The sequence below is a fragment of the Anseongella ginsenosidimutans genome, assembly GCF_008033235.1.
Taxonomy (GTDB): Bacteria; Bacteroidota; Bacteroidia; order Sphingobacteriales; family Sphingobacteriaceae; genus Anseongella; species Anseongella ginsenosidimutans.
The window spans coordinates 4,173,936-4,199,694 of sequence record NZ_CP042432.1 but is presented as its reverse complement, the minus strand read 5'-3'; the positions used below and the strand labels follow the sequence as shown (position 1 = coordinate 4,199,694).

Below are 25,759 nucleotides of genomic sequence, written 5' to 3'. Positions count from 1 at the left end.
TGACGATGAAAAGATTACTATTATTACTGGCACTCTTTAGCAGTTCCCTCATAAGCCTGGAACTGATGGCCCAAAGCGGACAGGTAACGGTGAGCGGTACGGTCATCGATAACGTTGACAACCTGGGGCTGCCCGGGGTGACTGTTTCCGTAGGGTCGCCGGAACGCGCCCTGACCGCCACCGATGCCGAAGGGCGGTTTAGCGTAAGCGTGGAATCCGGCTCGACGCTGCATTTCCACCTGATCGGCTTCCTGGACAGAAGTGTAACCCTCAAGGCAGGCCAGACCAGCCTGCAGGTAACCCTGTCCGTAGACGACAATCAGCTGGAAGAAGTGGTGGTACGCGGCTATGTAACCCGTTCCAAGGAAGAAACAACCGGATCTTCCTTTACCATCACAGCGGAAGAGATCCAGGATGTACCGGTTGCCAACGTGGAATCCCTGCTGCAGGGGAAAGTTCCCGGCCTGAATATCCAGGTAAATACCGGCGCCCCCGGTTTCCGGGGAAGTACACAGATCCGCGGGTTATCCACCCTGGCTGTTTCGGGGTCAGGAAGCGAAACCTTCCTCCAGCCCACCTCGCCGCTTTATGTGATCGACGGCGTGCCTATGGATGCCGATAAGGCTTCCGAGTTCGGTTTCCAGCAGCAGGGACCGGGTATCAGCCCGCTGTCCATGATCCCCCAGGAAGATATTGCCAGTATTGAGATCCTGAAGGATGCCCAGGCAACTTCCCTTTACGGATCACGGGCGGCTTACGGGGTGATCATTATTACCACCAAGAGAGGGAATTCCAAAATTCCGCGGATACGTTACCGGACTAATTTCTTCGTGAAAACACCGCCTAAACTCCGGGAAACACTCGGCGGAAATGCCGAACGGCGCCTGAAGATCAACCAGATCCGCCAAAATACGCTGTCCCCGTATGACCTGGAACGTATTTCCTGGACCCCTTTCCTGGCTGACAGTTTGAATTCCTTTTACAATAATTCAACCGACTGGCAGAGCATTTTTTACCAAACCACTTATAACCAAACCCATAACCTGGCTATTGACGGCGGGGATACCAAATTCAATTACAAAGCAAACCTTGGTTATTACGCGGAGAACGGGATCATAAAGAATACCGGTTTTGACCGCTATAACCTGACGATGAATATGGAGTTCAAGCCTACCGATAAGCTGCGGTTTTTCGGTTCCATGTTCGGCTCCATAGGAAAACAGAAAAAAGGCGATGGCGTAGGTTTGCTGCAGCAAGGAGTAGCGGAGAACGGGCAAAGCTCCACGCTGCTGCCGGGCCCATCCTTCTTCCAGGCCAGCAGCGGGGTTATTTCCGCCCTGCAGACGGAAAATGATAACAGCGCCCGGAACCTCCGTACCAACCTGGATGTTCGTTATACAGTAATCGAAGGCATGAATATCGCCTCCAGCATCAGCTATGATTTTACGGCCAACCTGGAAGATACCTTTACGCCGGCGGCGGCCAACCAGCAGTTTGCCGAAGTATATGCCTTTGCGGGAAGAGATTATACGCTCTATAACCGGAACAGTATTACTTACAGCAAGGATTTTAATGACGATCACGGAATTTTCGTGAACGTCTTCAATGAATTTCGCAAGGGAGGTTCGCAGAACAGGGTCACCCGCCAGGCCCGCTCGCCTGAGGACCAGCTGCAGGGCCCCTGGGGCTTTGACGGCTACTTTTCCCGGGGCGGCGGCGTCCTCACCAATTTCAAGGATGCCCGCGAGGCCTCCTTCGCCGGCGCCATTTCCTACAACTTCAGAAAGAAGTATATTGTAGACTTTACCTATCATATGAGCGGATCCTCCGGAAGCGGCAGCGAGAACCCTTATTCAAAATTCCCTGCGATAGGTTTGAAATGGAACTTTTACAGGGAGAACTGGTTCCAAAACAGCGACTGGCTTTCAAGCGGGGCGCTCCGCCTTACCTGGGGCAAGAACGTAATGCCCTCCCGTTCGCTTGACGCCTTGTATGGAAAATACAACCTTACAGGCAATTACAATAATAACGCGGGCATCCTGATCGACTTTGATAAACTTCCTAACCCCTTCCTCAAGCCGACAACCACCGAACAGTATAACTTCGGTTTTGACGCCGCCTTATTCAACAACCGGATCGACCTGATCTTTGACGCGTATTACAAGGAAGTGCAGAACCTGGAAATGGAAAGGTTCCTGACCAATTCAACCGGCTTTAATAAATTCTACAGTAACGATGCGGCCATTGCCAATTACGGCTACGAACTGTACGTGAACGTCCGGCCGTTGTCGCCCAGCAGCCCGGTTACCTGGAATTTATCGGTCAACGGGGCCATAAATAAAGACGTGCTTATTGCGCTGCCAGAAGAATTTAATAATCAAACGATCAAATTCGACGGCGGCGAATATAAGCAGCATACCTTATTCCGGGTGGGCTCTAACACGCTTTCCAATTACCTGAGTACCAATGAGGGAGTTTTTGCCACGGATGCGGATGTTCCGGTTGATCCGGCCACCGGCCTCCGGTACCGTACCGGAGGCGGGGCGTACTTTGAAGGTGGCGACCCTATGTTAAAGGACGTAAACCAGGATTATATAATGGACTCGCGCGATTATGAAATGTCCGGGAATTCCCAGCCGCTGGTAACCGGAGGGCTTTCCACGACTATTTCCTATAAGGGTTTCGGGCTTAATGTATATGCTTCCTTTACGCTGAAACGAACTGTCCTGAATAATGCGCTTGCCGAGCGTTTTCGCCTGATGGGCGATCCTTTCGGCAGCAAGGCGGTAGTCCCCCTGGAAAATATCGATATGTGGCTGCAGCCGGGAGATCTGGCTACCTACCCGTATGCTTACGATTATTCCCGCTACTCCCGCATAAACCCTTTCCGGCTGGATCAGACCCTTTGGGCGGAGGATGGTTCTTACCTGAAGATCAATAACGTGACCCTTTCCTATATGTTTACGAAAAAGACGGTGCGCCGGTTAGGCCTGGCCAACCTGCGGATTTATTTTTCTACGGATAACCTGGTCACTTTTTCACCCTATAGCGGCCCCAACCCGGAAAACGTGACCAGTATGGGCCGGGACGCTTCCGGGGGATATCCTGTAGCGCGGACTTACAATGTTGGGTTAAACCTGGAATTATAATGGGTTCCAAAAAAACAGAGTTGAAATGAAAAAACTGATAAGCTGTTTACTGATTCTCGTGGTGCTGGGGCTGGCAGGCTGCAAAGATTACCTGGACGTGGAGCCCATTGACAGACTCACCGGGAACAATTATTTTAAGAACAGGGAAGACGTCGAATCCAATATAACGGGGATGTACGGCTTGTTCTTTACCAAGATCAACGAGACGCATTTTATTGGCGCTGTAGGTGAATACCGGGCCGGTGAAGTAATGGCGGCCCCGGGCGGCGACAACTTCAACGCCCGGAGAGTCGTAGAAGTATTAGGGGAAAATGACCTGATCTCGGCCATTTCCTCCGATACTCCCTGGGATTGGTATAACCTGGTTCGTATTACGGACTGGAGAGCCTATTACCAGGTGATCCAGTCGGCTAATATCCTGATAAAAGCCCTTGAAGACGGGATTGAGGAGTTGTCGGAAACGGAAACCAAGCGTTATATAGCGGAGTGCGTTTTCATCAGGTCTTTCACCTATTTCTGGATGGTACGGCTTTACGGAGATGTCGTGTATTATACCGATGCCTTTCATTCCGAGCCGCTTCCAAGGGAAGATATGGTATCCGTGCTGAACAAATCCATTGCCGATATGAATGCGCATAAAGATGACCTGCCCTGGACCTATGCTGATCCGGCGCTGCGCGGCGTGCGGGCCAGCAGGGGAGGAGCCATTGCGCTGCTAATGAATATGAATATGTGGAATGCCGGCTTCGATGAAGCTAACCGGACCGCCTATTATACCGAAACTGCTGATCTTGGCCAGGAACTGATCCAGAGCAGCGCTTATAGCCTGGTGCCTTTGTCGGAATGGGCAACCGTGGTAAAGGGTCGCTCTGTGGAAAGCTTATTCGAATTTTTCCGAAGTATTAATTACGGGGATCAGAATTCCGCGCTGGCGCCCTTTGCCGACCACTTTCTGCGCTATCCTTTTAAGCGGCCGGAATTTACCCACCGGGTGAGCCTGGCTTATTACAAGGCGCTTTATATGATGAAACTGTACCCCTCCGATGTAGGAGACAGCCGGCGGACCCTATGGTTTGAAGATATATATGCCGACGACGGCACGTTCATGATCCTGAAATACGCCCATAACCGGTATGCTTCCGGGGAAGAGGACAGGAACCCGGATAATACTTTCCTGATCTTCCGGTATGCCGGGGCCATCCTGCTTCGCGCTGAAGCGCTGGCCGAACTGGGCCGGGATGATGAAGCCATTGCCATGGTAAACATGATACGCGCAAGGGCAGAGGCCGCTCCCTACGCGGGCGGCGGCGGGCCCGATCTGAAAAATTTTATTTTCATGGAACGCTCGCGGGAACTCATTGGTGAAGGCCATCACTATTTCGACCTGGTGCGTACCCGCCGGATCCTGAACGCACAGTGGACCTATAACGTACTTACCCTTGACGAGTTTAACCGTGGCGCCTGGACCTGGCCGCTCAATGGCAATGCAAGGTTCAATAACCCTTTTATTGTACTGAATGAGTACTGGCTGAATCAAGGCTTTTAATGACTAGGAAATATGAGCAGCAATAATATAAAACGATACGCGAAAATAGCCATCCTGTACCTGGGTGTTGCAGCAGGGTTGACCTCCTGTGCAAAGGATGACTATTACCGGGACGGCGGGCTGGCTGATCCGAACTTTGAGGGCAGTATGCTTGCGTACCTGGAATCCAAGCCGGTGGAATTCGACACCATTGCACAGCTGGTCAAACTGGCCGGGCTGGATGAACTCCTTCAAACCGGTGACGTCACCTTTTTTGCTCCCAGCGATTCCGAGGTGAAGGATCTGATCGGCTATGTTGGGCGCGATGGTCTTAATAACAGACTGTACGCCCTTAAAAAAGACACCATCAGAGTGCTGGCCGATGTGGATTCGCTGATCTGGAAAAAGTACCTGGAGCGGCACCTGTTCAGAGGGAGCAATTTCCTGGCGGACTACCCACAGATAGATCATAGCCTGAAGCAGATCTATCCGGGGAGAATTATTATTCACTGAATAATACCGTACTGAATATCGGGGTGGTTTATCACGATGTGAACGACGTAAAGTATGCCGGCTACCGGCAGCTGTCCATTTCCTATATTCCCGATGTGTCCCGGCCGAATGACGGTTGGTATACAACAATGATCTCCTCGTCCGATATAAAGCCAACTAACGGCGTAGTACATACACTTTCTAAAGATGATGCCCTGTTTGGTTTTGACCCGGACGAATTTATTGATGATGTAGCTGCATCCAAATAGAAAAATTTGAACGATGATTAAGAAGTACGTTTATATCGCTTGCGGCATGCTGCTTGTCCTGGGCTCGCCCGGCTGCAGTAAGGATGAACAGGTATTTGAAGAACCTTACCCGCAGGGCCGGGAACCGCTGGGGATCAAAATAGATCCTGCCCAGATTCCGCAGCCCGCTTCCGGGGACCTGGCACCGTGGTAAAGATCGGTGGCGCCGGTATGCTGGAATACAAGGATAACCTGGTATTCATGTTCAACGGGGAACCGGCGGAAATCATGGAAATAACCGAAACAGGCGTGACGGCAAAGGTGCCTGATTTCGCCAGTACAGGCGTTATTTCCGTGTCGGTAGAGGACGTGATCGTTTTCGGGCCGGAATTTACCGTAACCGGTTTTATCAAACTGGACCCAACCTTCCGGGCAACAGCAGGTACAAATAACCGCGTGGAGCGGGTGGTACCCATGCCGGATGGCAAGATGTTTGTTTTGGGGCACTTTAACAATTACGATAATAAAGGGATCGTGCGGCCGCTTAACCGCATTGTCCGGACTTTTTCGGACGGCACCTATGATCCTTCCTTCCGAACAGGGAATGGAGCGAACGGGTTCCTGACTTCCCTGCTGCCTTTCGGAAATAAATACGTGATCGCCGGGGGCTTTGGCGGCTACGGCCAGCAGACTCAGAATATCAGTAATATCACCGTTCTGAATACCAACGGGACCATTGATACCATGGGTATCCATACCTTCCGGAGGCCCGAACAGACCGATACCATTAAGTATTTCCCGGCCTTTAACGGAGGCACGGACGGGCGTATTAACAGGGTATATGAGCAGGAAGGGAAACTGATTATAACAGGCGATTTCCGCTATTACCTTTCCAGGCGCTATGACGAGCCAAATTTGTATGAGACAAGGGATACCGTGATCCTTGACAGTACCGAAGCGCGGCAGATCATCCGGCTGAATGCGGACGGCAGCCTGGATAAAACGTTCCGATTCGATGGCAATAAGACCTTTCAGGGTGCAAACGGAAACATTGATACCTATATGCACCAGGAAGGTACCCTGGCTGGAAAAATACTGGTAAGCGGTCGTTTTACCACTTTTGACGGGCAGCCTGCCGGCTATATTACCCGGCTGAACCCGGACGGTACTATTGATGAAGATTTCAAGTCAGGTTCCGGCGCGAATTATTTTATTCATTCCGCCACCTATAACGAACACCTGGAAAAATACGTGATCACCGGCGCGTTTAAATCTTACGACGGGACTTTGGCGGCTGGTATAGCTGTGCTGAACAAGGACGGGACGCTGGATCCGGCTTTTCAGGCCAAGATAGTCGAGGGTGGTTATCCCAATTATGCAGAAATGCTGGACGACGGCCTTATTGTAGTTAGCGGCGAATTCACCAAATACGATGGGGTTACCCGAAATGCATTCATGGTCTTGAGTCCGGATGGCTCGCTGGCTCCCGGTTATAACGCAACGGGGACATTTAACGGTGACCTGGATGATATTATAGAAACCAGGTCAGAAGACAATAAGCGCGCACTACTACTTGTTGGCGATTTTTACCGCTTTAATAATGAAGAAGTTGACAACATTATAAGAGTGGTGCTGGAGTAGGCAGGCGTTTAAATTAACGATATGAAAATGATCAAGAAATATGCAATAAAGGTGTCCTGCGGCCTGGCAATCGGGCTCACGGCCCTGATGACCGCATGCAACGGGAATTTTGAAAAAGTACTGCCCGATACGGATTACAGCGATAGCATAAGCGTGATTTACGGGAATCCCAAGGTGCTTTACCTGATCGTGGACGGCGCCAGGGGCGTTTCGGTAAGGGATGCGCAGGCTCCGCATCTTACTTCTTTGCTTCCCAGTTCAATTTACAGCTGGGTATCCCTGAGCGATGATGAAATAAACGGAGATGCCGGTAACTGGGCGAGCCTGCTCACAGGTGTGGAAAAGGAAAAGCACGGAGTAGTGAACAACGATCTTTCCTCGGCAAACCTGGACGAATATCCCGTGATCTTTGAACGGGTAAAGGAAGCGCTGCCTGAAAGCAGCATCAGCGTGTTTGGGACATCCGCTCTTTTTACGGAACAGCTGTCCGCGGGAGCAGATGTGAAAGAAACCTTTGACGGAGATGAAGGAGTGACTGCTGCCGTAATTGATGCGCTTTCGGAAGACGATGCTACCTTTATTACCGCCCAGTTCAGCGGAGTAGACGAGGCGGGCGCCGCACATACCTACGACCTCAGCAGCCCGGAATATAAGGCCGCGATACTCGCCTTTGACGATCAGTTAGGCAGCATCCTGGAGGCCCTGCAGAATCGCCCGGAATACGAGAGCGAGAACTGGCTGGTAGTGGTCACTTCCAGCAGCGGCGGGCCGTTCACGCTTCCGGAAGAAGAAAATGACAATACCATTTTCAGCAAGCCTGCCTTTAATACCTTCACTGTTTTCTACAGCCGGCAATACGGCCAGCGTTTTATCGGCAAGCCCTACCTGGGCAGCCGCTTCCAGGGCGATTTCGTGCGCTTCCAGGGACAGCGGAAGGCACAATTACTGCAAGGCGACAATTCCGTATATGATTTCGCCGAAGACCAGGAATTTACCATAGAACTGAAGGTGAAGAAAAATCCCGGACCTGATAATAATTACAAGTTTTACTACCCCGCCGTATTGGGCAAACGCTCGGAATGGAGTTCGGGCTGGGGCGGATCGCCGGGCTGGACGATCTTCCTGGAAGACCGGTTCTGGATGTTCAACCTGCGGGGTGATGACGGGGACGTGGGTCAGGTGCGAGGCGCCGACCTTGCCGACGCGACCTGGAACAGTATTGCTGTTTCCTGCGTGATCCGTAACGGGGAACGTTTTGTAAGAACCTATACAAACGGCGCTTATAATGGGGAAATGAATATTACCGGCTGGGGCAACATTATCAATGACTTTCCGCTGACCATGGGTTATCTCCAGGGCAACGGGCATCGCGAGCCGGATGTGTACCTGAGCGATGTGCGTATCTGGCGGTATCCGCTGCCTGATGAAGTGATCTCGCAGTTTGCCTGCGAAACGTATATCGATGCCTCGCACCCCTTTTATGACTACCTGGCCGGTTACTGGCCGGTATATGGCGGGGCAGAAGGAGATACCCTTATCCGGGATGAAGGGCCGCTGGGCAATCACCTGCGCCTTTCGGAAGATGATTTCTCCTGGGACCTGCTGAATGAGTTTATCTGCGCTCCCTCAACCGCTGACCTGGGGAACCTGGTTCCGGGGACAGCCGACATTCCGGCCCAGTTATTCAGCTGGCTGAAAATAGCGAGGCAGGAAAACTGGCAGCTGGACGGACGGGTTTGGCTTGATCAATAAACCTAAAACATGAATTCGATATGAACAGGACCATTATATATTCATCCGGCGTACTGGCTGTCCTGGCGACAAGCCTGGTTTCCTGTAGTGAAAGCGAACTGGAAGACTTCCGGCAGGAAGGCGTTTCGCCGGTGACTGTCAATGCAGGCTCCGTGGCCGGCGAGCCGGTAGCCAATAATGAAACCATCGTGGTACAATGGCAGGTGGACCTCTCGGGCCCGGCGCAGAAAGCGTTTGATATAGGCGTAGAGCTGAATACCGATACCGTACTTGCGCTGATCGCCGGCGGGGACCTTGAAAATACCGTGGCGCTGGGCGGTGACGACCTGGTTGTGCCTACCCATTTAAAGGTTCCTTATGGGGTGGAGAGCGCCGTTCTGGAAGTGCAGATCGGCCGAACAATACTTGAGCGCAGTTTCGGCAAGCAGGTAGCATTCGCCCTCAGGCTAATGGATCCTGGCAAGGGAAATACCATTGGAAAAACCACCGGCCTGATCGTACTTAATACCGCCGATATTCTTACCCAGGAAGACCTGCATTACGTTTCCTTCGAAAACGGCGGAGGCGGGCAGCTGGTGGTGGGTAACCGCCAGAATTATGTGGTCACTTCAGCCGGGGTGCAGGTACCTCTCAACCTGAGCCTTTCCGGTAGCCCCAGCCGTTCCTTTTCAGCCAGAGCGGTACTGAACAGCGATACCATTGCGGGACTTATCGATCAGGGCGTCCTTCCTGCGAATACAATAGAGCTGCCGGAAGATTCTTATACACTGGATACCGTGGCCGTGATGGGCGGCAATGAGACAACAGCCCCGCTGAACCTGGTCATTCCATGGCCTACGCTGGAAGAAAACGTGGGTTCCATATTGACGCTGGCCGTGGATCTTGTTGATCCAACCCGCCACGTGCTTCACCCGGAAAATTCCAGGGTGATCATTGTGATAGATCCGCTGAACGTCGTGGAAAGCGACGTAACCGCCGACGGCACCCTGTCCGTATCTAAAGATAATAACGGCGGGCCGGGCGCCGGTGAAGGTTCGCCGAAGGTAGTGGATGGGAATTCAGATACTAAATTCCTCAACGAATACAGCAATGACCTTTGGATGAAGCTGGAGTATGCAGAACCGGTAATTGTACGCGCCTATACGCTTACTTCGGCAAACGATGCGGACACCAGGGATCCGAAAGACTGGAAATTACAGGGTTCCAATGACGGGACCACATGGACTCAGCTGGATAGCCGCAGCGGTGAAACCTTTTCCGAGCGTTTCCAGACCAGGCGTTTTGATTTTGATAACTCCACCGCTTATAAATATTATCGGATAGATATCACAGCTAACAATGGTTCCAGCTTATTCCAGCTGGCCGAATGGAGGCTGATAAGAGTGCCCTAGACCTGATTGGAAAGAACAGAATTTCAAGATCCTTAAGCGTTAAATTATGAAGAAGCTAATTATATTTCCTCTTTTACTGCTGCTGGCCGGCATGATTTCCTGCAAAGAGGATGAAGTAGTGCCCGAAAAACCGGAGGCGCCGAAGCCTACTGCCGATTTTGCTTTTGAGCAGGTAGATCCCAATGATCCCTTTACCTATTCTTTTTCCAGCAATTCCACCAATTACAAGGAAATCCGCTGGGAGTTCGGGGACGACAGTGTTTCGGCGGAAGAGAACCCAACTCATACCTTCGTTTTTTCCGGCATATACAACGTCGTATTAAGGACCACCAACGAAGATGATTACTGGGCCGAAAAGGAACTGGTGATCGATATTAACGCGGATTCGGTCGTGAACTTCACCGCCACACCCGTAGCCGGAGGCAAACTAAAATTTGACCTGGTGGCCGACATTGAAACCGATTCCCTTTTCTGGGATTTCGGGAATGGCGAAACTTCCACGGAAATGTCTCCCGAGATCTCGCTCGATCCCGGACAATTTTATAATGCCTCCCTGAGGGCAGTAACTCCCAAAGGTTCCGTTGCCATCGCCAACCGCCTGATCTGCGATATCGGAATCGTGCAGGACATTACCCTGGGCGGCCGGTACAGCGTATCCAGGGATCATGACGGCGGGCCGGAACATGCAGAAGGTTCGTTGAAACTCATTGACGGAAACCCCGAAACCAAATTCCTGCAGGGCGGTTATAACGGCGATCTGTGGGTGCAGATAGAATACATCGACCCGGTAGTTGCCGGCGCCTATACGCTGACCTCGGCCAACGACGATTATAGCCGGGACCCCAAGAACTGGAACCTGCAAGGCTCTAACGACGGACAGAACTGGACCGAACTGGATAACCAGGTGGATCAAAATTTTGAAGACCGTTACCAGACCGTGACCTATATCTTCGACAATCATGACGCGTACAAGTTTTACCGGCTGAATATTACTGCCAATGAAGGCGCGGGATTGTTCCAGTGTGCGGAGTTTCAGTTGCTCAAATTACCGCAGTGATCTTTCCCTGGGGGCCGGGGATTTCGCGTGCCTGCGTTCGCTTAGCTGATTTTTGGGGTCCGAATTGCTGCGCAATTCCCCTCAAAAATCAAAAGCCGCTCACACAGGCACGCGAAATCCCCTCCGCCACTCGGGCAAGATCACTGCCAGTTTTAGTGGCGGGAGGGGCTTCGTTTCACTCGCCTCGGGAAGCTTTCAAAGTACGTATGGTCTTCGACTTATAATTATATGCGATTGTTTAGATGATTATCCGATTAACAGCACTTTTCTTCCTTGTTATAGCGGTTTCTTCATGCACGCATAAACAGGGAGCCGAATATTATGAGCTAAATGAGAAAATTGCTCAAAGATGGTCGGAGATAATTTCGGATTCGCTGGATATTTCTGGTTTTGACTTTTGTGACCTTTTGCCTGAAGCAGATTGGGATTCGGTACTGATCATACCGCCTTTCACCCCCATGGATAAGATCAGTTCCCTTAATTTGTCCAATGTCAATAAAGTGACAGGCAAACTAAAAGGGGTTTCCATTACGGATCATAAAGTAGGAGCGCTATTTATCGAAGAAAATGCAATTGTCTTTTACAGCTTGTTAGATAGAAGGCTTGATTTTTCACTTATTTCTTCTTTCGATAAAGAGGAATGTACACATCTGCGAATTGTAGAAAGGTCCAATGAAGGACAACCATCTTATGTCGTACTGCTAAACGACTAATACCGCAACATATGCTTGCGGCACTCTCCTTTTTCCTGACTTCCGCACAAATACTGAGAGCAAAAACTAAAGCATTTAAAGTCAGCGCTTTATTGCTATAGGGAATCTGTATTCGGGTGTCCTGACGCCTTGTTTTGTATCTTGCCTTAGTGTTTGTAAAGCATCCCGTGGCTGATATGAACATCTAACCGCTGTTCAAAAAGCCTGTGCAGGATTTCGGATTTTAATGGAGGTTACAAGTTTCGCTTACCGGCTTCGATCGAAATGAACGCCGGCAAATAATTGGGTGTACACCCTTTTGATACGACTTCATCTTTGTAAAGCCCTGTTTCTTCCCCGAGATCAACACAGCGTCTACGGTATTTTTTATCAAAAACACCGAGCCACCCTGCCGTGAAGTTCATGGCCCATTGAACTTCCGGTTCTTCATCAATTATTTTTGATTCTATTTTAGAAAGCAGTTCCGCAGTATTGTCGGGCGGTGTCTGGCCCGTCCATCTCAGTCGCCCCTGATAATACCAATAAACCCGCCTTTGAAGTGCGGATGAACTATTTTCCCACGATTCGATCAGCGCAATGGTGCTTTTGGATTTGGTAAGCTGATTGGTCATCAGCCAATCCATTAATTGGTTTCGATTATCAAAGATGTGCGCCTGCATATCCTTGTCAAGGCTGGCCAGCAACGCTTCGGACAGTAATTTAGTGTCCATAATTAAGATTGGCAATAGCCTTGGAAAAAACGCTCCCGTTGACCATAATTCCAGAGCGAGCTGGTGATCCTTTTTAATATCCTTTGCCATTTTTCGCAGGTCACCCAGCTTCGTTTTACTATCGATCTGGTGCAGGATTGTTTTTGTTTTTGGAGATAGTTTTGAGATACTCCCCATTTTCAGGACCAATTTCTCTAAATCTTAATTGAATTTATAGTCATTTGTTGTTGTAGCGGTGTGGGGTTGTGGTAAACTCGGAGAGTTTTCCACAAATCCACGCCTTTTTTCTCTTTTGGTTCTTTTCTCTTTTTTGCCCATGATCTCCCATTTGTGGATAACTCTCATGCTGCTTTGCCCGTCAGGTACAAACTGGCTGGTTTTCTTCGTCCGATCCCTTGATGGGATTTATAAAAGTTATAACGGTGGAAAAAGGCACGAAGTCCTTGTTCCAGTTCCCATCCGTCCAGCGCCGGGTTCAGGTACACGTATTCGTACTTTACCGTACGCCACAGCCGCTCAATGAACACGTTGTCAATCGCTCTTCCTTTGCCGTCCATGCTGATCTTGATGCCCAGCTGCGGAAGAAGCGATATCCATTCCCGGCAGGTAAACTGGCTGCCTTGATCGGAATTAACGATCTCCGGTTTTCCGTGCCGCTTCACCGCTTCTTTTACCAGTGAACAGACCCACTCGGAGGTCATGCTGTTGGAAAGGCTCCAGGCCACCACAAAGCGGCTATGCAGGTCAATAATGGCGGCCAGGTACATGAACCCCTTTTTCATTGGGATGTACGTTATATCCACAGCCCACACCTGATTAGGGCGTTCGATCTTCAGGTTCCGAAGCAGGTAGGGCCGGATGTATTCGGCCTTGCCCAATTTGGTCAGTATACGCCGGGGATATTGCGCCCGGATGCCCATCTTGCGCATTAACCGCCGGATCCGCTTGTGATTCACCTGGAGGCCCTCATCCCGAAAGTAATCCTGCAATTGCAGCACGCCTTCGGTCGGGTATTGCAAATGACGCTCATCCATCCTCCGCATCAGCGCAAGGTTTTTTTCTCCTTCTCCGACCGGGGTGTAATAAATTCCGCTGCGGTGAAGTTCCAGCAACTCACACTGCCGGCGCACGCTCAATCGATGGGAAGGTGTGATCATCGCTCTACGATCGGTTAATGGAGCTTTTTCAAGCTTTTTTTTAAAAAGTCATTTTCCAGCTCCAGTTGGCCGATCTTAGCATACAGCCGGTCGGGATCCACCTGTTCTTCTTGATCCGCCTCTTTGTCAAACACGTGAGCGGACTTTTCCAGAAACTCCTGTTTCCACTTGCTGATCATTACCGCGTGAACTTCGAACCGCTGAGCCAATTCTGCCAGCGTTTCCTTTTCCTTCAGCGCTTCCAGCGCCACTTTGGCCTTGAAGGCCGAACTGAATTTTCTACGTTTTCCTTTCATTGTTACCACGAAGTTAGTTACTTATTTTTTTAACTTAACCAGTGGTCCTGATTTTGGGGAGTATTACATTTCATAGGTGTCATTGCCATTTGAAGTTCAAAGAATATGCAATGGTCAGGTATTCGGGTAGAGATTTCACTACAAAATTATCCAACAACTCCCGACTTCTCAAATGTATAAAAATTCCTGCTATTGGATGATCCTGTCGGATAGCGTCGCTCCTTGCTTTCATATTACAACACTTGGGCCAACGAACTGAAAAATCGAATACCCGACTGTAATTGTGGCGCATAGATAAAAGAGGTTTCATACAAAGTTGAAGATTGATATAAATTATATTTAGCCAAAAATCAAATGGATTTTCGCTCTTGCTTGCGGTGTATCATAAAATATGCGCCAAAAATTACGACATAAAATAATAAAAATAAAAACGAAAAAAAACTGGTTAAATTATCGATCACCACTTGAAATAAAATATACTGTAGGTTTTCTATCCAAATTTTAGTAAATCCATACATTCCAATCAAATAGAGGCTTATAATGAAAAAGACGTACCAACGAGAAAATACCTTATAGCCCGACTGCGGGAGCCTACTTCTAATGAATGATGGTATCAAAATTACGGCAACAATCAAATATAAAAATACCAGGCAAGTTAGCAGAGCATTCGTTGTAGGAAATCTAAAAAGCCAAAACAGTACAACAGATGCATGAAGCCCATAAAAAAACGACGCTTTCATATTAGCCATTCTTCGTACAGTACGCAAATGATTTAATTTTTCCAAAAATGATCTCAAATCTAAAATTCAGTTCTGCACAAAACTTCTCCATTATCGCACGATCGTTATCGCGGTCCATATCATCAAAAATAACAGGAACCTTTGTATTATGAAACAGCGATAGATGATTAAGAATTCCCGAACGTCGATTACCAGGAGGGCCGTCCACTAGGATTAAATCATGCTTTAGTTCTAAGGCACACTTGACATCTTCCGGATTATACCAGCCATTTATTAATGGTGAGTGAATGCAATTATGAGATCTTCCTCTATTAAATGCAAAAATAGAAGAATGTTCAATGCTTATAACTTGGTGAAATTGTAAGAGCGCATCTGTTCCTGCGCCGGAACCAAACTCAAGTATTGAAATCTTTTTAGGAAACTTTTCGTTAATATATCGTAACAATTCTTTTTCAATCGACCATCCTCCTAAATTATTCTTTCTAACGACGGTGTTCAAATTAATCTTCAAAAGATCATAAAAATGATTGGGATTAAAAATCTTAAGGCGGTCATTCGCATCAAGTAGCTGGTTTAACCAATCTATAGATCTGTGAAGTTCAACATCATTCAAGTATACGCCCTTCATTAGTTTAAGATGTAAAGCCGAATCACTTTTGCTTGGATTTAAATTGAAGTCTTTAAGCTGTTGTAAGCGTACAAGGTCAGCAAAGAAACCCTGCTCCTTGCGTTTAGAAGACGATATTTGTTGAGAATGCATACGATATTTAAGTACGATGTCCTCCAAATTTCTGATAGGAAAAAACCTGGTGCATCGCACCAAGAATTCATAATCCGCTGCATATTTTAAACGTGTATTATATCGTAGTTTATATTTTTCTAGAAACTTTCTACGCAGCATGATGGTAGGATGAGACAAACTCATTGTTCTAAACAAATACGTTTTCAGCTTGGAATAACTACTTGGATAACGAATAAGTTTGAACGGTTTACCATTTTCATAAATCATTTCTGCCAAGGCACCTACACATCCGACTTTAGGATGGCTATTCAAAAAATCAACTTGTAATTGAAGTCGATTGGGAAGAGCAATATCATCTGAATCCATCACAGCAATGTAGCGGCCCCTTGCTATTGCCAAACCTGTGTTTCGGGCTACATAATTACCCTGATTTACTTCATGTTGTAAAACCTTGATTCGTACTATAATTCCCCCTGAGATACTCCCCATTTTCAGGACCAATTTCTCTAAATCTTAATTGAATTTATAGTCATTTGTTGTTGTAGCGGTGTGGGGTTGTGGTAAACTCGGAGAGTTTTCCACAAATCCACGCCTTTTTTCTCTTTTGGTTCTTTTCTCTTTTTTGCCCATGATCTCCCATTTGTGGATAACTCTCATGCTGCTTTGCCCGTCAGGTACAAACTGGCTGGTTTTCTTCGTCCGATCCCTTGATGGGATTTATAAAAGTTATAACGGTGGAAAAAGGCACGAAGTCCTTGTTCCAGTTCCCATCCGTCCAGCGCCGGGTTCAGGTACACGTATTCGTACTTTACCGTACGCCACAGCCGCTCAATGAACACGTTGTCAATCGCTCTTCCTTTGCCGTCCATGCTGATCTTGATGCCCAGCTGCGGAAGAAGCGATATCCATTCCCGGCAGGTAAACTGGCTGCCTTGATCGGAATTAACGATCTCCGGTTTTCCGTGCCGCTTCACCGCTTCTTTTACCAGTGAACAGACCCACTCGGAGGTCATGCTGTTGGAAAGGCTCCAGGCCACCACAAAGCGGCTATGCAGGTCAATAATGGCGGCCAGGTACATGAACCCCTTTTTCATTGGGATGTACGTTATATCCACAGCCCACACCTGATTAGGGCGTTCGATCTTCAGGTTCCGAAGCAGGTAGGGCCGGATGTATTCGGCCTTGCCCAATTTGGTCAGTATACGCCGGGGATATTGCGCCCGGATGCCCATCTTGCGCATTAACCGCCGGATCCGCTTGTGATTCACCTGGAGGCCCTCATCCCGAAAGTAATCCTGCAATTGCAGCACGCCTTCGGTCGGGTATTGCAAATGACGCTCATCCATCCTCCGCATCAGCGCAAGGTTTTTTTCTCCTTCTCCGACCGGGGTGTAATAAATTCCGCTGCGGTGAAGTTCCAGCAACTCACACTGCCGGCGCACGCTCAATCGATGGGAAGGTGTGATCATCGCTCTACGATCGGTTAATGGAGCTTTTTCAAGCTTTTTTTTAAAAAGTCATTTTCCAGCTCCAGTTGGCCGATCTTAGCATACAGCCGGTCGGAATCCACCTGTTCTTCTTGATCCGCCTCTTTGTCAAACACGTGAGCGGACTTTTCCAGAAACTCCTGTTTCCACTTGCTGATCATTACCGCGTGAACTTCGAACCGCTGAGCCAATTCTGCCAGCGTTTCCTTTTCCTTCAGCGCTTCCAGCGCCACTTTGGCCTTGAAGGCCGAACTGAATTTTCTACGTTTTCCTTTCATTGTTACCACGAAGTTAGTTACTTATTTTTTTAACTTAACCAGTGGTCCTGATTTTGGGGAGTATTACACCCCGATGTTTAGACAGTATTTTGTAAAAATAAATAAGCTTCTTTGTTGTAGTTGTGGTGTGGGCTTGTGGTAAACTCAGTTGAGTTTTCCACAAATCCACGCCCTTTTTCTCTTTGCTTCTTTCTCTTTTTAATTTCCACCTTCTTGCTGTTGATAACCCTACCGGACTATGCCACTTGTTTTAGTGCTTGCCCGTAGACGGTCAACGGGACTTGGTCATCCAGGCTCTGATGTCGTCTCTGGGTATTATAATACTCAAAATAGACCTGTAGGCCTCGGTAGCATTCCAGTCCGTCGCTGGCCGGGAACAGGTATACGTGTTCGTACTTGACACTTCTCCACAGGCGTTCTATGAAAATATTGTCAATTGCCCGGCCTTTACCGTCCATACTGAGTTTGATTCCCCGTTCAGGATGGGTAACCCAATCACAGAACTCATAAGCGGTGAACTGGCTTCCCTGATCAGTATTGAGAATCTCCGGACAACCATGCCGGGCGATGGCTCCTTGTAGGGTCTGTTTACACCAATCCGCGCTCATGGCGTTGCTCAGCGACCAGCCTACCACATAGCGACTGTACAGATCAATAATGGCACATAGATACAGGTAGCCGCCCTGCACCGGAATATAGGTGATGTCCATGGCCCACGCCTGATTAGGGCGCACAATTTTGAGCCCCTTCAACAGGTATTTGTATACCCTATGTAAGGCCCCTTTTCCTTTTTTGGAGGTATTGGGCTTAGGGCCTGTGGCCGAGAGTCCCATCAGCCGGTAAAGTCGCTCAATGCGTTTAGGATTGATCTTATAGCCTTTGTCCTTCCTTAGCCAGGTGGTCATGCGAGGAACCCCAAGCCAGGGATGTAACAGGTATTCTTCATCAATCAGGCGCATAAGCTCCAGATTCAGCTCGCTTTCTCCCAAGGGCTTATAATAAAAACTGCTGCGAGGAACCTCAAGAAGCTCGCACTGACGGACAATACTCAACATTCCGGCCTTGTCAATATGTCGCTGACGTTGCTGTTTATCCTGGCTCATGACAAGGCTTTTTTTAAAAAATCAATCTCGACCTTTTGCTGGCCGATCACCTTCAAATAATGCTCTTCCTTCTCCTGGGCCTCGCTTTTGGCATCCTTTACTGGTTTGTCAAAAACGGCGCTGGCATTTTTCAAAAACTGAGTCTTCCAGGTAGTGATCTGCGTGGGATGGATCTCGTACTTGCGACCAAGCTCCTGAATCGTGTAACGCTCGCTCAAGGCCTCCATGACCACCTTGACTTTAAACTCCGAAGTAAACTTTCTCCTACTCATGATACAGTAAATTTAATCAAAATTCTAACTTAACTTACTGTCCGATTTTCGGGGGGAATTATAGGAGGACTGCAGAATACATTATATTGGGATGCTCTGACACCAACTACGAGGACCCGTATTATAAATACTAACAACCATTATAAACAGTTGATAAGGGGACTGAATGTGATGAATAAACCGATTTTTACGAAAAGAATTCACATTGTATGTGGATTAACAGTAGCGTTCTTGGTCCTTTCGAGCAATACTTATAGCCAAGTAGACTCTACTTCAATAGAACGGTATATACTACGCTATACAAGTAGTATAGAATATGAAAAATTGAATCGTGATACGATCACGACATATTCATATATGGTTTTATACGATGAGCAATCAGTGCTTGATACCATTATCCTATCCTCGATGGCAGACTCATTGGCATTTAGCAAAGGCAGCATGAGAGAATTAAGAGGAAAATATGAAAGTTTGCCCTCGCGTGGCTTTAATTTGAAAAGTTCGGCAATATTCGTACCGGTATTGATAATTCCTTACGGAGCCTACTACACGGTTCTTATAGATGAAAAAAGGCTTTCCACGATCTCTGGGGCATGGGAAAGTTTGTTTTTTCCTCGCGACCTTCAAATTGAGGAAGATAGATATATAAAGTTTGTTGTACCTACAGTCGTGACTGTGTCTAAACCCATGGAGTAGCTCGTTTTTAGCCTCTATTATTACGTAGCATAACTATCGGCCGGCTTTTTCGGAAGCAAAACCTGCAACAACGTAGCGATGAGCATGACCAGCAAACAGCCGATGGCGTTCAGCCAGAGGTAGGCGATTTCAACGATGCCCTGGCGGCTTAGGATGAAGATGGTGATCACGATGATCTCGGAAATGATGGCGGCTACGAAAACGGCCCGGCCTTTTACGAATTTCAGGAAGAAGGCGACTACGAAAATGCCCAGGATGACGCCGTAAAAGATGGATCCGACAATGTTGACGGCTTCTATCAGGTTTTCTACCAGGGACGCGAAGGTGGCGAAGGAGAGTGCGAGAAGGCCCCATAGGATGGTGAACCAGCGCGAGGAATTAAGGTAGTGGCGGTCTGTTTTATCTTTTACGATGGAGCGGCGGTAAATATCTACCACGGACGTGGTGGCCAGGGCATTCAGTTCGGAGGAAATGGAGGACATGGCGGCGCAAAGGATCACGGCCAGGAGCAGGCCTACCAGTCCTACGGGCAGGTGTTCCAGGATAAAGGTAATAAATACGTAATCGGTGTCTTTGGCGACGGCTTCGGGGTTTTGTGCAAGGATAAGGGCCTGGACGTCTTCCCTGATCTCCTGGTTACGGGTGTCCAGGGCGTTCAGTTCCGTTCTCAGCTGGCGGGTTTGGGCTTCGCTTGCGGTTCCTTCTTCGCTTACTGAGCGGAGCAATTCCTGTTTTTGTTCGAAAACGGCGGTATGGGCGGCCTGCAGCTGTTCCAGCTGGGGCTGATAGGCGGAATTTTCCAGCCGGTCAAGATTGGCCTGGTTGAAATTTACCGGGGGCTTGTTGAACTGGAAGAAAACAAAGACCATGATCCCTACGAAAAGGATGAAGAACTGCATGGGCACTTTGAGCATGCCGTTGAAAAGCAGTCCCAGCCTTCCCTGGGTAAGGGAGCGGCCGCTGAGGTAGCGTTGCACCTGCGACTGGTCGGTGCCGAAATAGGAAAGGAAAAGGAAGGTGCCGCCGAGAATGCCGGACCAGAAGTTATAACGGTTGGACAGGTCGAAAGTAAAATCTACCGCGTTGATCTTGCCGGCCAGGCCGGCAACTGACAGGGCTTCTCCAACGGATAATTCATCCGGAAGCTTCCCGATCACGATCACCAGCACCAGCAGCATGCCGCCCATCATTACCGCCATCTGCTGCTTCTGGGTTTGGCTCACGGCCTCGGTACCGCCGCTGGTCACGTAAATGATGACGAGGATGCCGATGATAAGATTGGTCAGGTGCAGGTTCCAGCCCAGGATGGTAGAGAGGATGATTGCAGGGGCGTAAATGGTGATCCCTGCTGCCAGGCCGCGCTGTACAAGGAACAGGACGGCGGTGAGCGTGCGGGTGGACAGGTTGAATCGGTTCTCCAGGAATTCGTAGGCCGTATAAACTTTCAGCTTGTAATAGATGGGAATGACTGCGACGGAGAGGATGACCATTGCCAGGGGCAGCCCGAAATAGAACTGTACAAAGCGAAGGCCGTCTTCATAAGCCTGCCCGGGAGTGGACAGGAACGTGATGGCGCTGGCCTGGGTAGCCATGATGGAAATACAAATGACCCACCAGGGATGATTCTTTTCGCCCCGCAGGAAATTTTCGGAGGTGCCACGCTGCCGTGTCCTCCAGGTGCCGTAACCTACGATGAATAAAAGTGTTCCGCCAAGTACGAGCCAGTCTGTTAAATGCATACAGGTCCTATTGATAGTTCATGGTGAGAAAATAAAGGGCCGCGATAACCAGGGCATGCAGCGCCAATACAAAGAGGTACATGTTTTTCCAGGTATCGAATAAGGGCGGTTTTTGCGGTGCAGTGCGTTCCTGCTCCTTTGCCCGGTCTTCTTCTGTCGTGTGCTGTGCCATGTCCATTTGTTTGTTTTCAGGAGCTATTTGCCAATTGAAATCATATTGCTGAACAAGCGGTAGGCGCCCGGCACGCCCGCGGGCAGTTCCCTGAACCAGGAGTAGCCGGTATAGATAAAGTACCCCTCGCCGTAGGAAGCCGCAAGAAGCCCTCCTTTTTTGGCGCTTTCGCCGGTATCGGCGGCGGAAAGCAGGGGAGTATAGGCATCATCCCAGCTATGGGGGAAATAAAGCCCGCGTTCCTGCACCCAGCCTTCGAAATCCTTTTCAGTAATTTTATTCGGGTAATTCAGCAGGGGGTGGTCCGGGGCCAGCAGCGATACCTCGCTGTCTTCTTCCGCCACCCGCTCGCGCGAAAGTTCCAGGGGATAAGGCGCTATGCGGTCGGTCACCAGCCGGCCGGTGGTATTGTACTGGACGATCATTGTGCCTCCGCCGCGGACATATTCAAATAAAACCGGTTGGAGAAAGCGGAGTTCTTCCACGGTATTATAAGCCCGTACACCGGTGATCAGTGCATCGTATTGCTGCAGCCGCTGAAGGGTAATGCCGGCCGGCGGAAGAACATCAACGTCGTAACCAATCTGCTCCAGGCTTTCCGGGATCTCGTCGCCGGCGCCCATGATATAAGCGATCCGCTCGCCCTTTTTTTCAAGGTTTACCCGTACCAGGCGGGCATAGGAATCCTTCAATACCGTTTGGGAGGGAATATGGTCATAGCTGATGCTGATCTTTTCCTTATGGTAGGTGGTGCCGTTAAGGGTAACCATCGCCTGCAACGTGGTTTCGCCGGGTATTGCCGGCGGAGTGATGGTAAACCGGAATTTCTTTTCCTGCCCGGGCGCGTCCAGGGATACTTCATAGGATGCCGGGCTGATGCTCCAGCCCTCGGCGGCGCCGATTCCCAGCTGGCCCTTTATTCCCGCCTTCCCTGCTTTTACGCTCACTTCTATTTCCCGGGGCTCTTCCGAAGGAAACAGGTACACACTTTCGGGCAGGCGAACGAAAACAGGCGGCACTACTTCAAAATGGCTGTACACTTCTCCTCTCGCAGGGTCCGTTTCCCTGAACACCAGGGGTATATCGCAATGAACAGGAACGCCGTTGACGGTGAAGTAAAACGCAGCCTGTACGGGCGGCGGTGATTCGGGAAGGCCGCGCAGGATTTGTTCCTCTACCGTATATCTCCCGGTTTCCCAGGGCTCGCGCAGCCAGTAAGGACTGGTATATTCCAGGCCTTCCGGCAGCAGGATGCGCTGATCCAAAAAATGCACCTTGTTGTTTTCCAGGGAAAGATTTCCGGACCATTTTTCGCCCGTTGAAAAAACAACGGAATCCAGCCCGGCCGGAATCGCCGATCGGTTAATTGCTTCTATTTTCACATTTACCTGTTCTCCCGGGCTTGCGGAAGGCTGTACGGCCACCGCTTCCAGGTACAGGCCCATGCACCAGCGAATAAGCTGCCGGGTTTCGGCTAGTTTTTTCTCCTTCCAGAAGCCCTCGGGCAGCGCCTTTATCTTTGTATGCACCTCCAGCAGGCCGGGGATGCTGGCCGCAGGATCGGAAAGCTCGTATGCATCAGTAATTTTTTTAACCAGCCGGCCTATTTCGGCGCCGCCATCCACGCGCGACCAGCTCATGTCAATCCCTTCGAAAATATCGTTGCCGGCTTTATCGCCTTTCAGTAATTTGAGGTACTCCATGCTGCTTCCCCTGGAGCCGGCGGAGCCAAATCCCTGGCAGCGGTGCATGCTCCGGCTGATAGCGGCAATTTCCGTATTGGATTTTCCAAGCAGGGGATAATATACGCCTACATCCAGGGAATAAAGGTCCTGATCGGCCTTCATGGCTCTCTCAAAGGCTTCCCTGCTTTCATAAAAATACCAGGAAGTGTTCATAAAAAGCCGGCGGGGCTTCCAGGGCTCCGCATAGGGCAGCTGGCCGGGAAATACCGAGGGATCTCCCGCCAGTTCAAATGCTTCGGAAGAAAGAATGGCGGAGGCCGTATGGTGCCCGTGGGTTTCCGAGGCGGTATCGGCGGAAAAGCGATTGATAATAATGTCGGGACGCAGTTTGCGGATGGCCCAAACAACGTCCGAAAGGATGGAATCTTTCCCCCAGGTCCGGAGCGCTTCGGCGGGGTTCTTGGAATAGCCGAAGTCATTGGCGCGCGTAAAAAACTGCTTTCCTCCGTCCACGCTGCGGGCCATCAGTAACTCCTGGGTACGGATCACGCCCAGTAACTCCCGTATTTCCGGGCCGATCAGGTTCTGGCCACCATCCCCGCGGGTAAGGGACAGGTAGGTCACGTCCAGGTTTTTTTCATTTGACAGCCAGGAGATCAGGCGCGTATTTTCGTCATCGGGATGAGCGGCTACGTAGAGTACGGAACCCAAGGTGTTCAGCCGCTGCAGGGCCTGGAATATTTCGGCGGAATTCGGCTTTTCCGGCGATTGTCCCATGGCCCCGTGTACGTAAAAGATCAGGAAAAAAACCGGGAAGAAAATACGGCGTTTATACATTGTTTAATGAAGGCTTTTCCGTAAAAGTATAAAATCCATGCGAAGAACAAGGCCCGGGGGGAAATGGGTATTGTAACTAATTTGTGATGAATCAATATCAAACTACTTTTTTCCTATAAATTGCCGCGATTTTAAGTTGCCTATACAGATTGGCAGTTTTACACGTTTAAATGTTGGTATGAAGAGAAATTTTAAATGGGTATTCACCCTAACGGCGGCCTGCGCTTTTTCGGCGGTGGCTGCGGCGCAGGAACTTCCGGAAAAAAAGGCGCCTGAGAATTGGTTCAACCTTGATCCTGAAGCGGACAATGTGCCCGGCGTAAGTACGGAAAAGGCATATACGGAGCTGCTGGCAAATATGGAGCCGGATACCGTCATCGTTGCCGTGATTGACGGCGGGGTAGAAGTGGACCATGAAGATCTTTTGGGAAGGATCTGGGTCAATCCCGAAGAGCGGAAAGGGAATGAAAAGGACGACGATAAGAACGGCTATACCGACGACATTTATGGATGGGATTTTATCGGGGGGAAAAACGGTACCGATGTCAACCAGGATAACCTGGAAGTAACACGCCTGGTCCGCGAAATGGCTCCCACCTATGAAGGCGCCGATACCAGTAATTTCAACGCGGAGCAGAAAGCGGCCTATCGCAAATACGTTTCCATGAAGGAAATTGTGAATACCGAACTCTCCGAAGCAAAGGACGGCTTTGAGAATTATAATTCATTCTACCAGGTGCTGGAAGCCTTTGCTGAAAAAATCGGCAAAGAGGAGATCACCAGGGAAGACCTGCAGAATTATCAGCCCGTTGGCGAGTACGATGAGACCGTTAAAAGCGTGGTCCTGCAAAACCTGGACGAGACCGGCCTGAGCTTCAAAGATTTCATGGCCAATGTCAAGGAAGGAGTGGAGTATTTCGGCGGAAAAGTAAAATATCACTATAATGTAGACTTCGACCCCCGGTACATTGTGCAGGACAATTATAATGACCCGCGTCAGCGCTACTATGGCAACAACGAAGTCGAAGGCCCTGATGCGCGTCATGGCACGCACGTAGCGGGCATTATTGCTGCCAGCAGGACCAATAATAAAGGCATTAAAGGCGTTGCGGGCCCGGTAAAGATCATGGCCATCCGGACGGTTCCTGACGGAGACGAGCGGGACAAGGATGTGGCAAATGCTATCCGCTATGCCGCCGAGAACGGGGCGAAGGTGATAAATATGAGCTTTGGAAAAGCCTATTCCCCGGAAAAAGAAGTGGTGGACGAAGCCGTTAAATTCGCATTGTCCAAAGACGTGCTGCTGGTGCATGCCGCCGGGAACGACGGCAGCAACGTGGACGCCAAGCCAAATTACCCCAGCCCTTACTTCCAGGATTCCTCCGAAAAGGCGGGCGCCTGGATAGAAGTCGGCGCCAGTACCTGGATGGGCGGCGAGAAGCTGGCTGCGGAATTTTCCAATTACGGAGCGGAACGGGTAGACCTTTTTGCGCCAGGCTACCGTATCAGGTCAACCGTGCCGGGTTCTTCCTATGAAGAGCTGGACGGTACAAGTATGGCTTCTCCGGTAGTTGCCGGAGTTGCAGCCCTGGTAAGAGCCTATTATCCTGAGCTTTCCGCTGTGCAGGTAAAACAGGCGCTGGTAAGCTCGGTGACCCCGGTCGACTGGGAAGTGATCAAACCCGGTACGGAAAACGAATTGGTGAAAATGACCGATCTTTGTATTTCAGGGGGGATCGTAAACGCCTACAAGGCCCTGCAAACAGCTGGCCAGATGGCTGCCCAGGCGCCTGCTGAAGAAGTTGAGAAAGAAGCGCCGAAGAAAAAAGGAGGCATCGGAGAATTCTTCAGAAGGCTTTTCGGAAAGAAAGAGTAAT

23 protein-coding genes are annotated in these 25,759 nt (G+C 49.6%); 12 read left to right on the top strand and 11 right to left on the bottom strand.

The genetic code is table 11. The annotated features are described in order from the left end of the window. Positions 1-5 precede the first annotated feature (5 nt). From FRZ59_RS17830 to FRZ59_RS17785, 10 genes are all read left to right on the top strand, one after another. Positions 6-3,149 carry a SusC/RagA family TonB-linked outer membrane protein gene (locus FRZ59_RS17830; protein WP_132130736.1) on the top strand — a complete coding sequence of 1,048 codons (3,144 nt, stop codon included), beginning with the start codon at positions 6-8 and terminating at the stop codon, positions 3,147-3,149. 25 nt (positions 3,150-3,174) lie between these two features. Beyond that, a complete protein-coding gene (locus FRZ59_RS17825; RefSeq protein ID WP_132130737.1) occupies positions 3,175-4,695 on the top strand; it encodes a RagB/SusD family nutrient uptake outer membrane protein in 1,521 nt (506 codons plus the stop codon). A 12-nt stretch (positions 4,696-4,707) separates the two neighbouring features. Beyond that, positions 4,708-5,187: a fasciclin domain-containing protein gene (locus tag FRZ59_RS17820; protein ID WP_147698395.1), complete on the top strand. Its 480-nt coding sequence runs from the start codon at positions 4,708-4,710 to the stop codon at positions 5,185-5,187. A gap of 23 nt (positions 5,188-5,210) precedes the next feature. Continuing rightward, entirely contained in the window at positions 5,211-5,435 is a 225-nt protein-coding gene (locus tag FRZ59_RS17815; RefSeq protein WP_147698394.1) for a hypothetical protein, read from the top strand. A gap of 13 nt (positions 5,436-5,448) precedes the next feature. Continuing rightward, positions 5,449-5,628 (top strand): DUF5008 domain-containing protein, encoded by a 180-nt coding sequence (locus FRZ59_RS19830; protein WP_147698393.1) that lies wholly within the window; start codon positions 5,449-5,451, stop codon positions 5,626-5,628. 17 nt (positions 5,629-5,645) lie between these two features. Next, on the top strand, positions 5,646-7,055 hold the full coding sequence (locus FRZ59_RS17805) for a DUF5008 domain-containing protein (RefSeq protein ID WP_147698392.1): 1,410 nt from the start codon (positions 5,646-5,648) through the stop codon (positions 7,053-7,055). Between the two features lie 21 nt (positions 7,056-7,076). Then, positions 7,077-8,807 carry an alkaline phosphatase family protein gene (locus FRZ59_RS17800; protein WP_132130740.1) on the top strand — a complete coding sequence of 577 codons (1,731 nt, stop codon included), beginning with the start codon at positions 7,077-7,079 and terminating at the stop codon, positions 8,805-8,807. Positions 8,808-8,827: 20 nt separating this feature from the next. Further along, on the top strand, positions 8,828-10,198 hold the full coding sequence (locus FRZ59_RS17795; protein ID WP_132130741.1) for a discoidin domain-containing protein: 1,371 nt from the start codon (positions 8,828-8,830) through the stop codon (positions 10,196-10,198). A gap of 46 nt (positions 10,199-10,244) precedes the next feature. Further along, a complete protein-coding gene (locus FRZ59_RS17790; RefSeq protein ID WP_132130742.1) occupies positions 10,245-11,255 on the top strand; it encodes a PKD domain-containing protein in 1,011 nt (336 codons plus the stop codon). 242 nt (positions 11,256-11,497) lie between these two features. Continuing rightward, the gene (locus FRZ59_RS17785; protein WP_132130743.1) at positions 11,498-11,968 is read left to right on the top strand and encodes a hypothetical protein; all 471 of its coding nucleotides are present in this window, start codon (positions 11,498-11,500) and stop codon (positions 11,966-11,968) included. A gap of 233 nt (positions 11,969-12,201) precedes the next feature. On the opposite strand, the gene FRZ59_RS17780 is transcribed toward FRZ59_RS17785, so the two are convergent. From FRZ59_RS17780 to FRZ59_RS17745, 8 genes are all read right to left on the bottom strand, one after another. Further along, a complete protein-coding gene (locus FRZ59_RS17780; RefSeq protein WP_132130744.1) occupies positions 12,202-12,855 on the bottom strand; it encodes a DNA alkylation repair protein in 654 nt (217 codons plus the stop codon). A gap of 164 nt (positions 12,856-13,019) precedes the next feature. Continuing rightward, the gene (locus tag FRZ59_RS17775) at positions 13,020-13,835 is read right to left on the bottom strand and encodes an IS3 family transposase (RefSeq protein ID WP_132130828.1); all 816 of its coding nucleotides are present in this window, start codon (positions 13,833-13,835) and stop codon (positions 13,020-13,022) included. Positions 13,836-13,849: 14 nt separating this feature from the next. Beyond that, a complete protein-coding gene (locus FRZ59_RS17770; protein WP_132130829.1) occupies positions 13,850-14,131 on the bottom strand; it encodes a transposase in 282 nt (93 codons plus the stop codon). A 741-nt stretch (positions 14,132-14,872) separates the two neighbouring features. Next, complete coding sequence (locus tag FRZ59_RS17765) at positions 14,873-16,102, bottom strand: glycosyltransferase (RefSeq protein WP_132130824.1); 1,230 nt, start codon at positions 16,100-16,102, stop codon at positions 14,873-14,875. Positions 16,103-16,266: 164 nt separating this feature from the next. Further along, entirely contained in the window at positions 16,267-17,082 is an 816-nt protein-coding gene (locus FRZ59_RS17760) for an IS3 family transposase (protein WP_132130828.1), read from the bottom strand. Positions 17,083-17,096: 14 nt separating this feature from the next. Continuing rightward, on the bottom strand, positions 17,097-17,378 hold the full coding sequence (locus tag FRZ59_RS17755) for a transposase (RefSeq protein WP_147698391.1): 282 nt from the start codon (positions 17,376-17,378) through the stop codon (positions 17,097-17,099). A 236-nt stretch (positions 17,379-17,614) separates the two neighbouring features. Further along, entirely contained in the window at positions 17,615-18,481 is an 867-nt protein-coding gene (locus tag FRZ59_RS17750; RefSeq protein WP_147698298.1) for an IS3 family transposase, read from the bottom strand. Further along, positions 18,478-18,753 carry a transposase gene (locus FRZ59_RS17745; protein ID WP_132130832.1) on the bottom strand — a complete coding sequence of 92 codons (276 nt, stop codon included), beginning with the start codon at positions 18,751-18,753 and terminating at the stop codon, positions 18,478-18,480. The genes FRZ59_RS17750 and FRZ59_RS17745 overlap by 4 nt, the downstream gene beginning before the upstream one ends. Positions 18,754-19,161: 408 nt before the next feature. On the opposite strand from FRZ59_RS17745, the gene FRZ59_RS17740 reads away from it, so the two are divergent. Further along, positions 19,162-19,449 (top strand): hypothetical protein, encoded by a 288-nt coding sequence (locus tag FRZ59_RS17740; protein WP_132129779.1) that lies wholly within the window; start codon positions 19,162-19,164, stop codon positions 19,447-19,449. Between the two features lie 20 nt (positions 19,450-19,469). Here the strand turns inward: FRZ59_RS17740 and FRZ59_RS17735 are convergent, their stop codons facing one another. The 3 genes from FRZ59_RS17735 to FRZ59_RS17730 are packed head-to-tail and all read right to left on the bottom strand — an operon-like array spanning position 19,470 to position 23,882. Beyond that, entirely contained in the window at positions 19,470-21,188 is a 1,719-nt protein-coding gene (locus FRZ59_RS17735; RefSeq protein WP_132129778.1) for a sodium:solute symporter family transporter, read from the bottom strand. Between the two features lie 7 nt (positions 21,189-21,195). Continuing rightward, positions 21,196-21,360, bottom strand: a complete 165-nt coding sequence (locus FRZ59_RS18580; RefSeq protein WP_158640668.1) for a hypothetical protein — start codon at positions 21,358-21,360, stop codon at positions 21,196-21,198. A 23-nt stretch (positions 21,361-21,383) separates the two neighbouring features. Continuing rightward, a complete protein-coding gene (locus FRZ59_RS17730; protein ID WP_132129777.1) occupies positions 21,384-23,882 on the bottom strand; it encodes a PIG-L family deacetylase in 2,499 nt (832 codons plus the stop codon). A 178-nt stretch (positions 23,883-24,060) separates the two neighbouring features. Between FRZ59_RS17730 and FRZ59_RS17725 the strand changes: the two genes are divergently transcribed. Then, the gene (locus FRZ59_RS17725; protein WP_132129776.1) at positions 24,061-25,758 is read left to right on the top strand and encodes a S8 family peptidase; all 1,698 of its coding nucleotides are present in this window, start codon (positions 24,061-24,063) and stop codon (positions 25,756-25,758) included. The last annotated feature ends 1 nt before the right edge of the window (position 25,759 follow it).

Excerpts from the sequence above, each read along its gene's own strand:
- FRZ59_RS17830 (WP_132130736.1), top strand. The coding sequence starts at position 6 with ATGAAAAGATTACTATTATTACTGGCACTCTTTAGCAGTTCCCTCATA.
- FRZ59_RS17825 (WP_132130737.1), top strand. The coding sequence starts at position 3,175 with ATGAAAAAACTGATAAGCTGTTTACTGATTCTCGTGGTGCTGGGGCTG.
- FRZ59_RS17820 (WP_147698395.1), top strand. The coding sequence starts at position 4,708 with ATGAGCAGCAATAATATAAAACGATACGCGAAAATAGCCATCCTGTAC.
- FRZ59_RS19830 (WP_147698393.1), top strand. The coding sequence starts at position 5,449 with ATGATTAAGAAGTACGTTTATATCGCTTGCGGCATGCTGCTTGTCCTG.
- FRZ59_RS17805 (WP_147698392.1), top strand. The coding sequence starts at position 5,646 with ATGCTGGAATACAAGGATAACCTGGTATTCATGTTCAACGGGGAACCG.
- FRZ59_RS17800 (WP_132130740.1), top strand. The coding sequence starts at position 7,077 with ATGAAAATGATCAAGAAATATGCAATAAAGGTGTCCTGCGGCCTGGCA.
- FRZ59_RS17795 (WP_132130741.1), top strand. The coding sequence starts at position 8,828 with ATGAACAGGACCATTATATATTCATCCGGCGTACTGGCTGTCCTGGCG.
- FRZ59_RS17790 (WP_132130742.1), top strand. The coding sequence starts at position 10,245 with ATGAAGAAGCTAATTATATTTCCTCTTTTACTGCTGCTGGCCGGCATG.
- FRZ59_RS17785 (WP_132130743.1), top strand. The coding sequence starts at position 11,498 with ATGATTATCCGATTAACAGCACTTTTCTTCCTTGTTATAGCGGTTTCT.
- FRZ59_RS17780 (WP_132130744.1), bottom strand. The coding sequence starts at position 12,855 with ATGGGGAGTATCTCAAAACTATCTCCAAAAACAAAAACAATCCTGCAC.
- FRZ59_RS17775 (WP_132130828.1), bottom strand. The coding sequence starts at position 13,835 with ATGATCACACCTTCCCATCGATTGAGCGTGCGCCGGCAGTGTGAGTTG.
- FRZ59_RS17770 (WP_132130829.1), bottom strand. The coding sequence starts at position 14,131 with ATGAAAGGAAAACGTAGAAAATTCAGTTCGGCCTTCAAGGCCAAAGTG.
- FRZ59_RS17765 (WP_132130824.1), bottom strand. The coding sequence starts at position 16,102 with ATGGGGAGTATCTCAGGGGGAATTATAGTACGAATCAAGGTTTTACAA.
- FRZ59_RS17760 (WP_132130828.1), bottom strand. The coding sequence starts at position 17,082 with ATGATCACACCTTCCCATCGATTGAGCGTGCGCCGGCAGTGTGAGTTG.
- FRZ59_RS17755 (WP_147698391.1), bottom strand. The coding sequence starts at position 17,378 with ATGAAAGGAAAACGTAGAAAATTCAGTTCGGCCTTCAAGGCCAAAGTG.
- FRZ59_RS17750 (WP_147698298.1), bottom strand. The coding sequence starts at position 18,481 with ATGAGCCAGGATAAACAGCAACGTCAGCGACATATTGACAAGGCCGGA.
- FRZ59_RS17745 (WP_132130832.1), bottom strand. The coding sequence starts at position 18,753 with ATGAGTAGGAGAAAGTTTACTTCGGAGTTTAAAGTCAAGGTGGTCATG.
- FRZ59_RS17740 (WP_132129779.1), top strand. The coding sequence starts at position 19,162 with ATGGCAGACTCATTGGCATTTAGCAAAGGCAGCATGAGAGAATTAAGA.
- FRZ59_RS17735 (WP_132129778.1), bottom strand. The coding sequence starts at position 21,188 with ATGCATTTAACAGACTGGCTCGTACTTGGCGGAACACTTTTATTCATC.
- FRZ59_RS18580 (WP_158640668.1), bottom strand. The coding sequence starts at position 21,360 with ATGGCACAGCACACGACAGAAGAAGACCGGGCAAAGGAGCAGGAACGC.
- FRZ59_RS17730 (WP_132129777.1), bottom strand. The coding sequence starts at position 23,882 with ATGTATAAACGCCGTATTTTCTTCCCGGTTTTTTTCCTGATCTTTTAC.
- FRZ59_RS17725 (WP_132129776.1), top strand. The coding sequence starts at position 24,061 with ATGAAGAGAAATTTTAAATGGGTATTCACCCTAACGGCGGCCTGCGCT.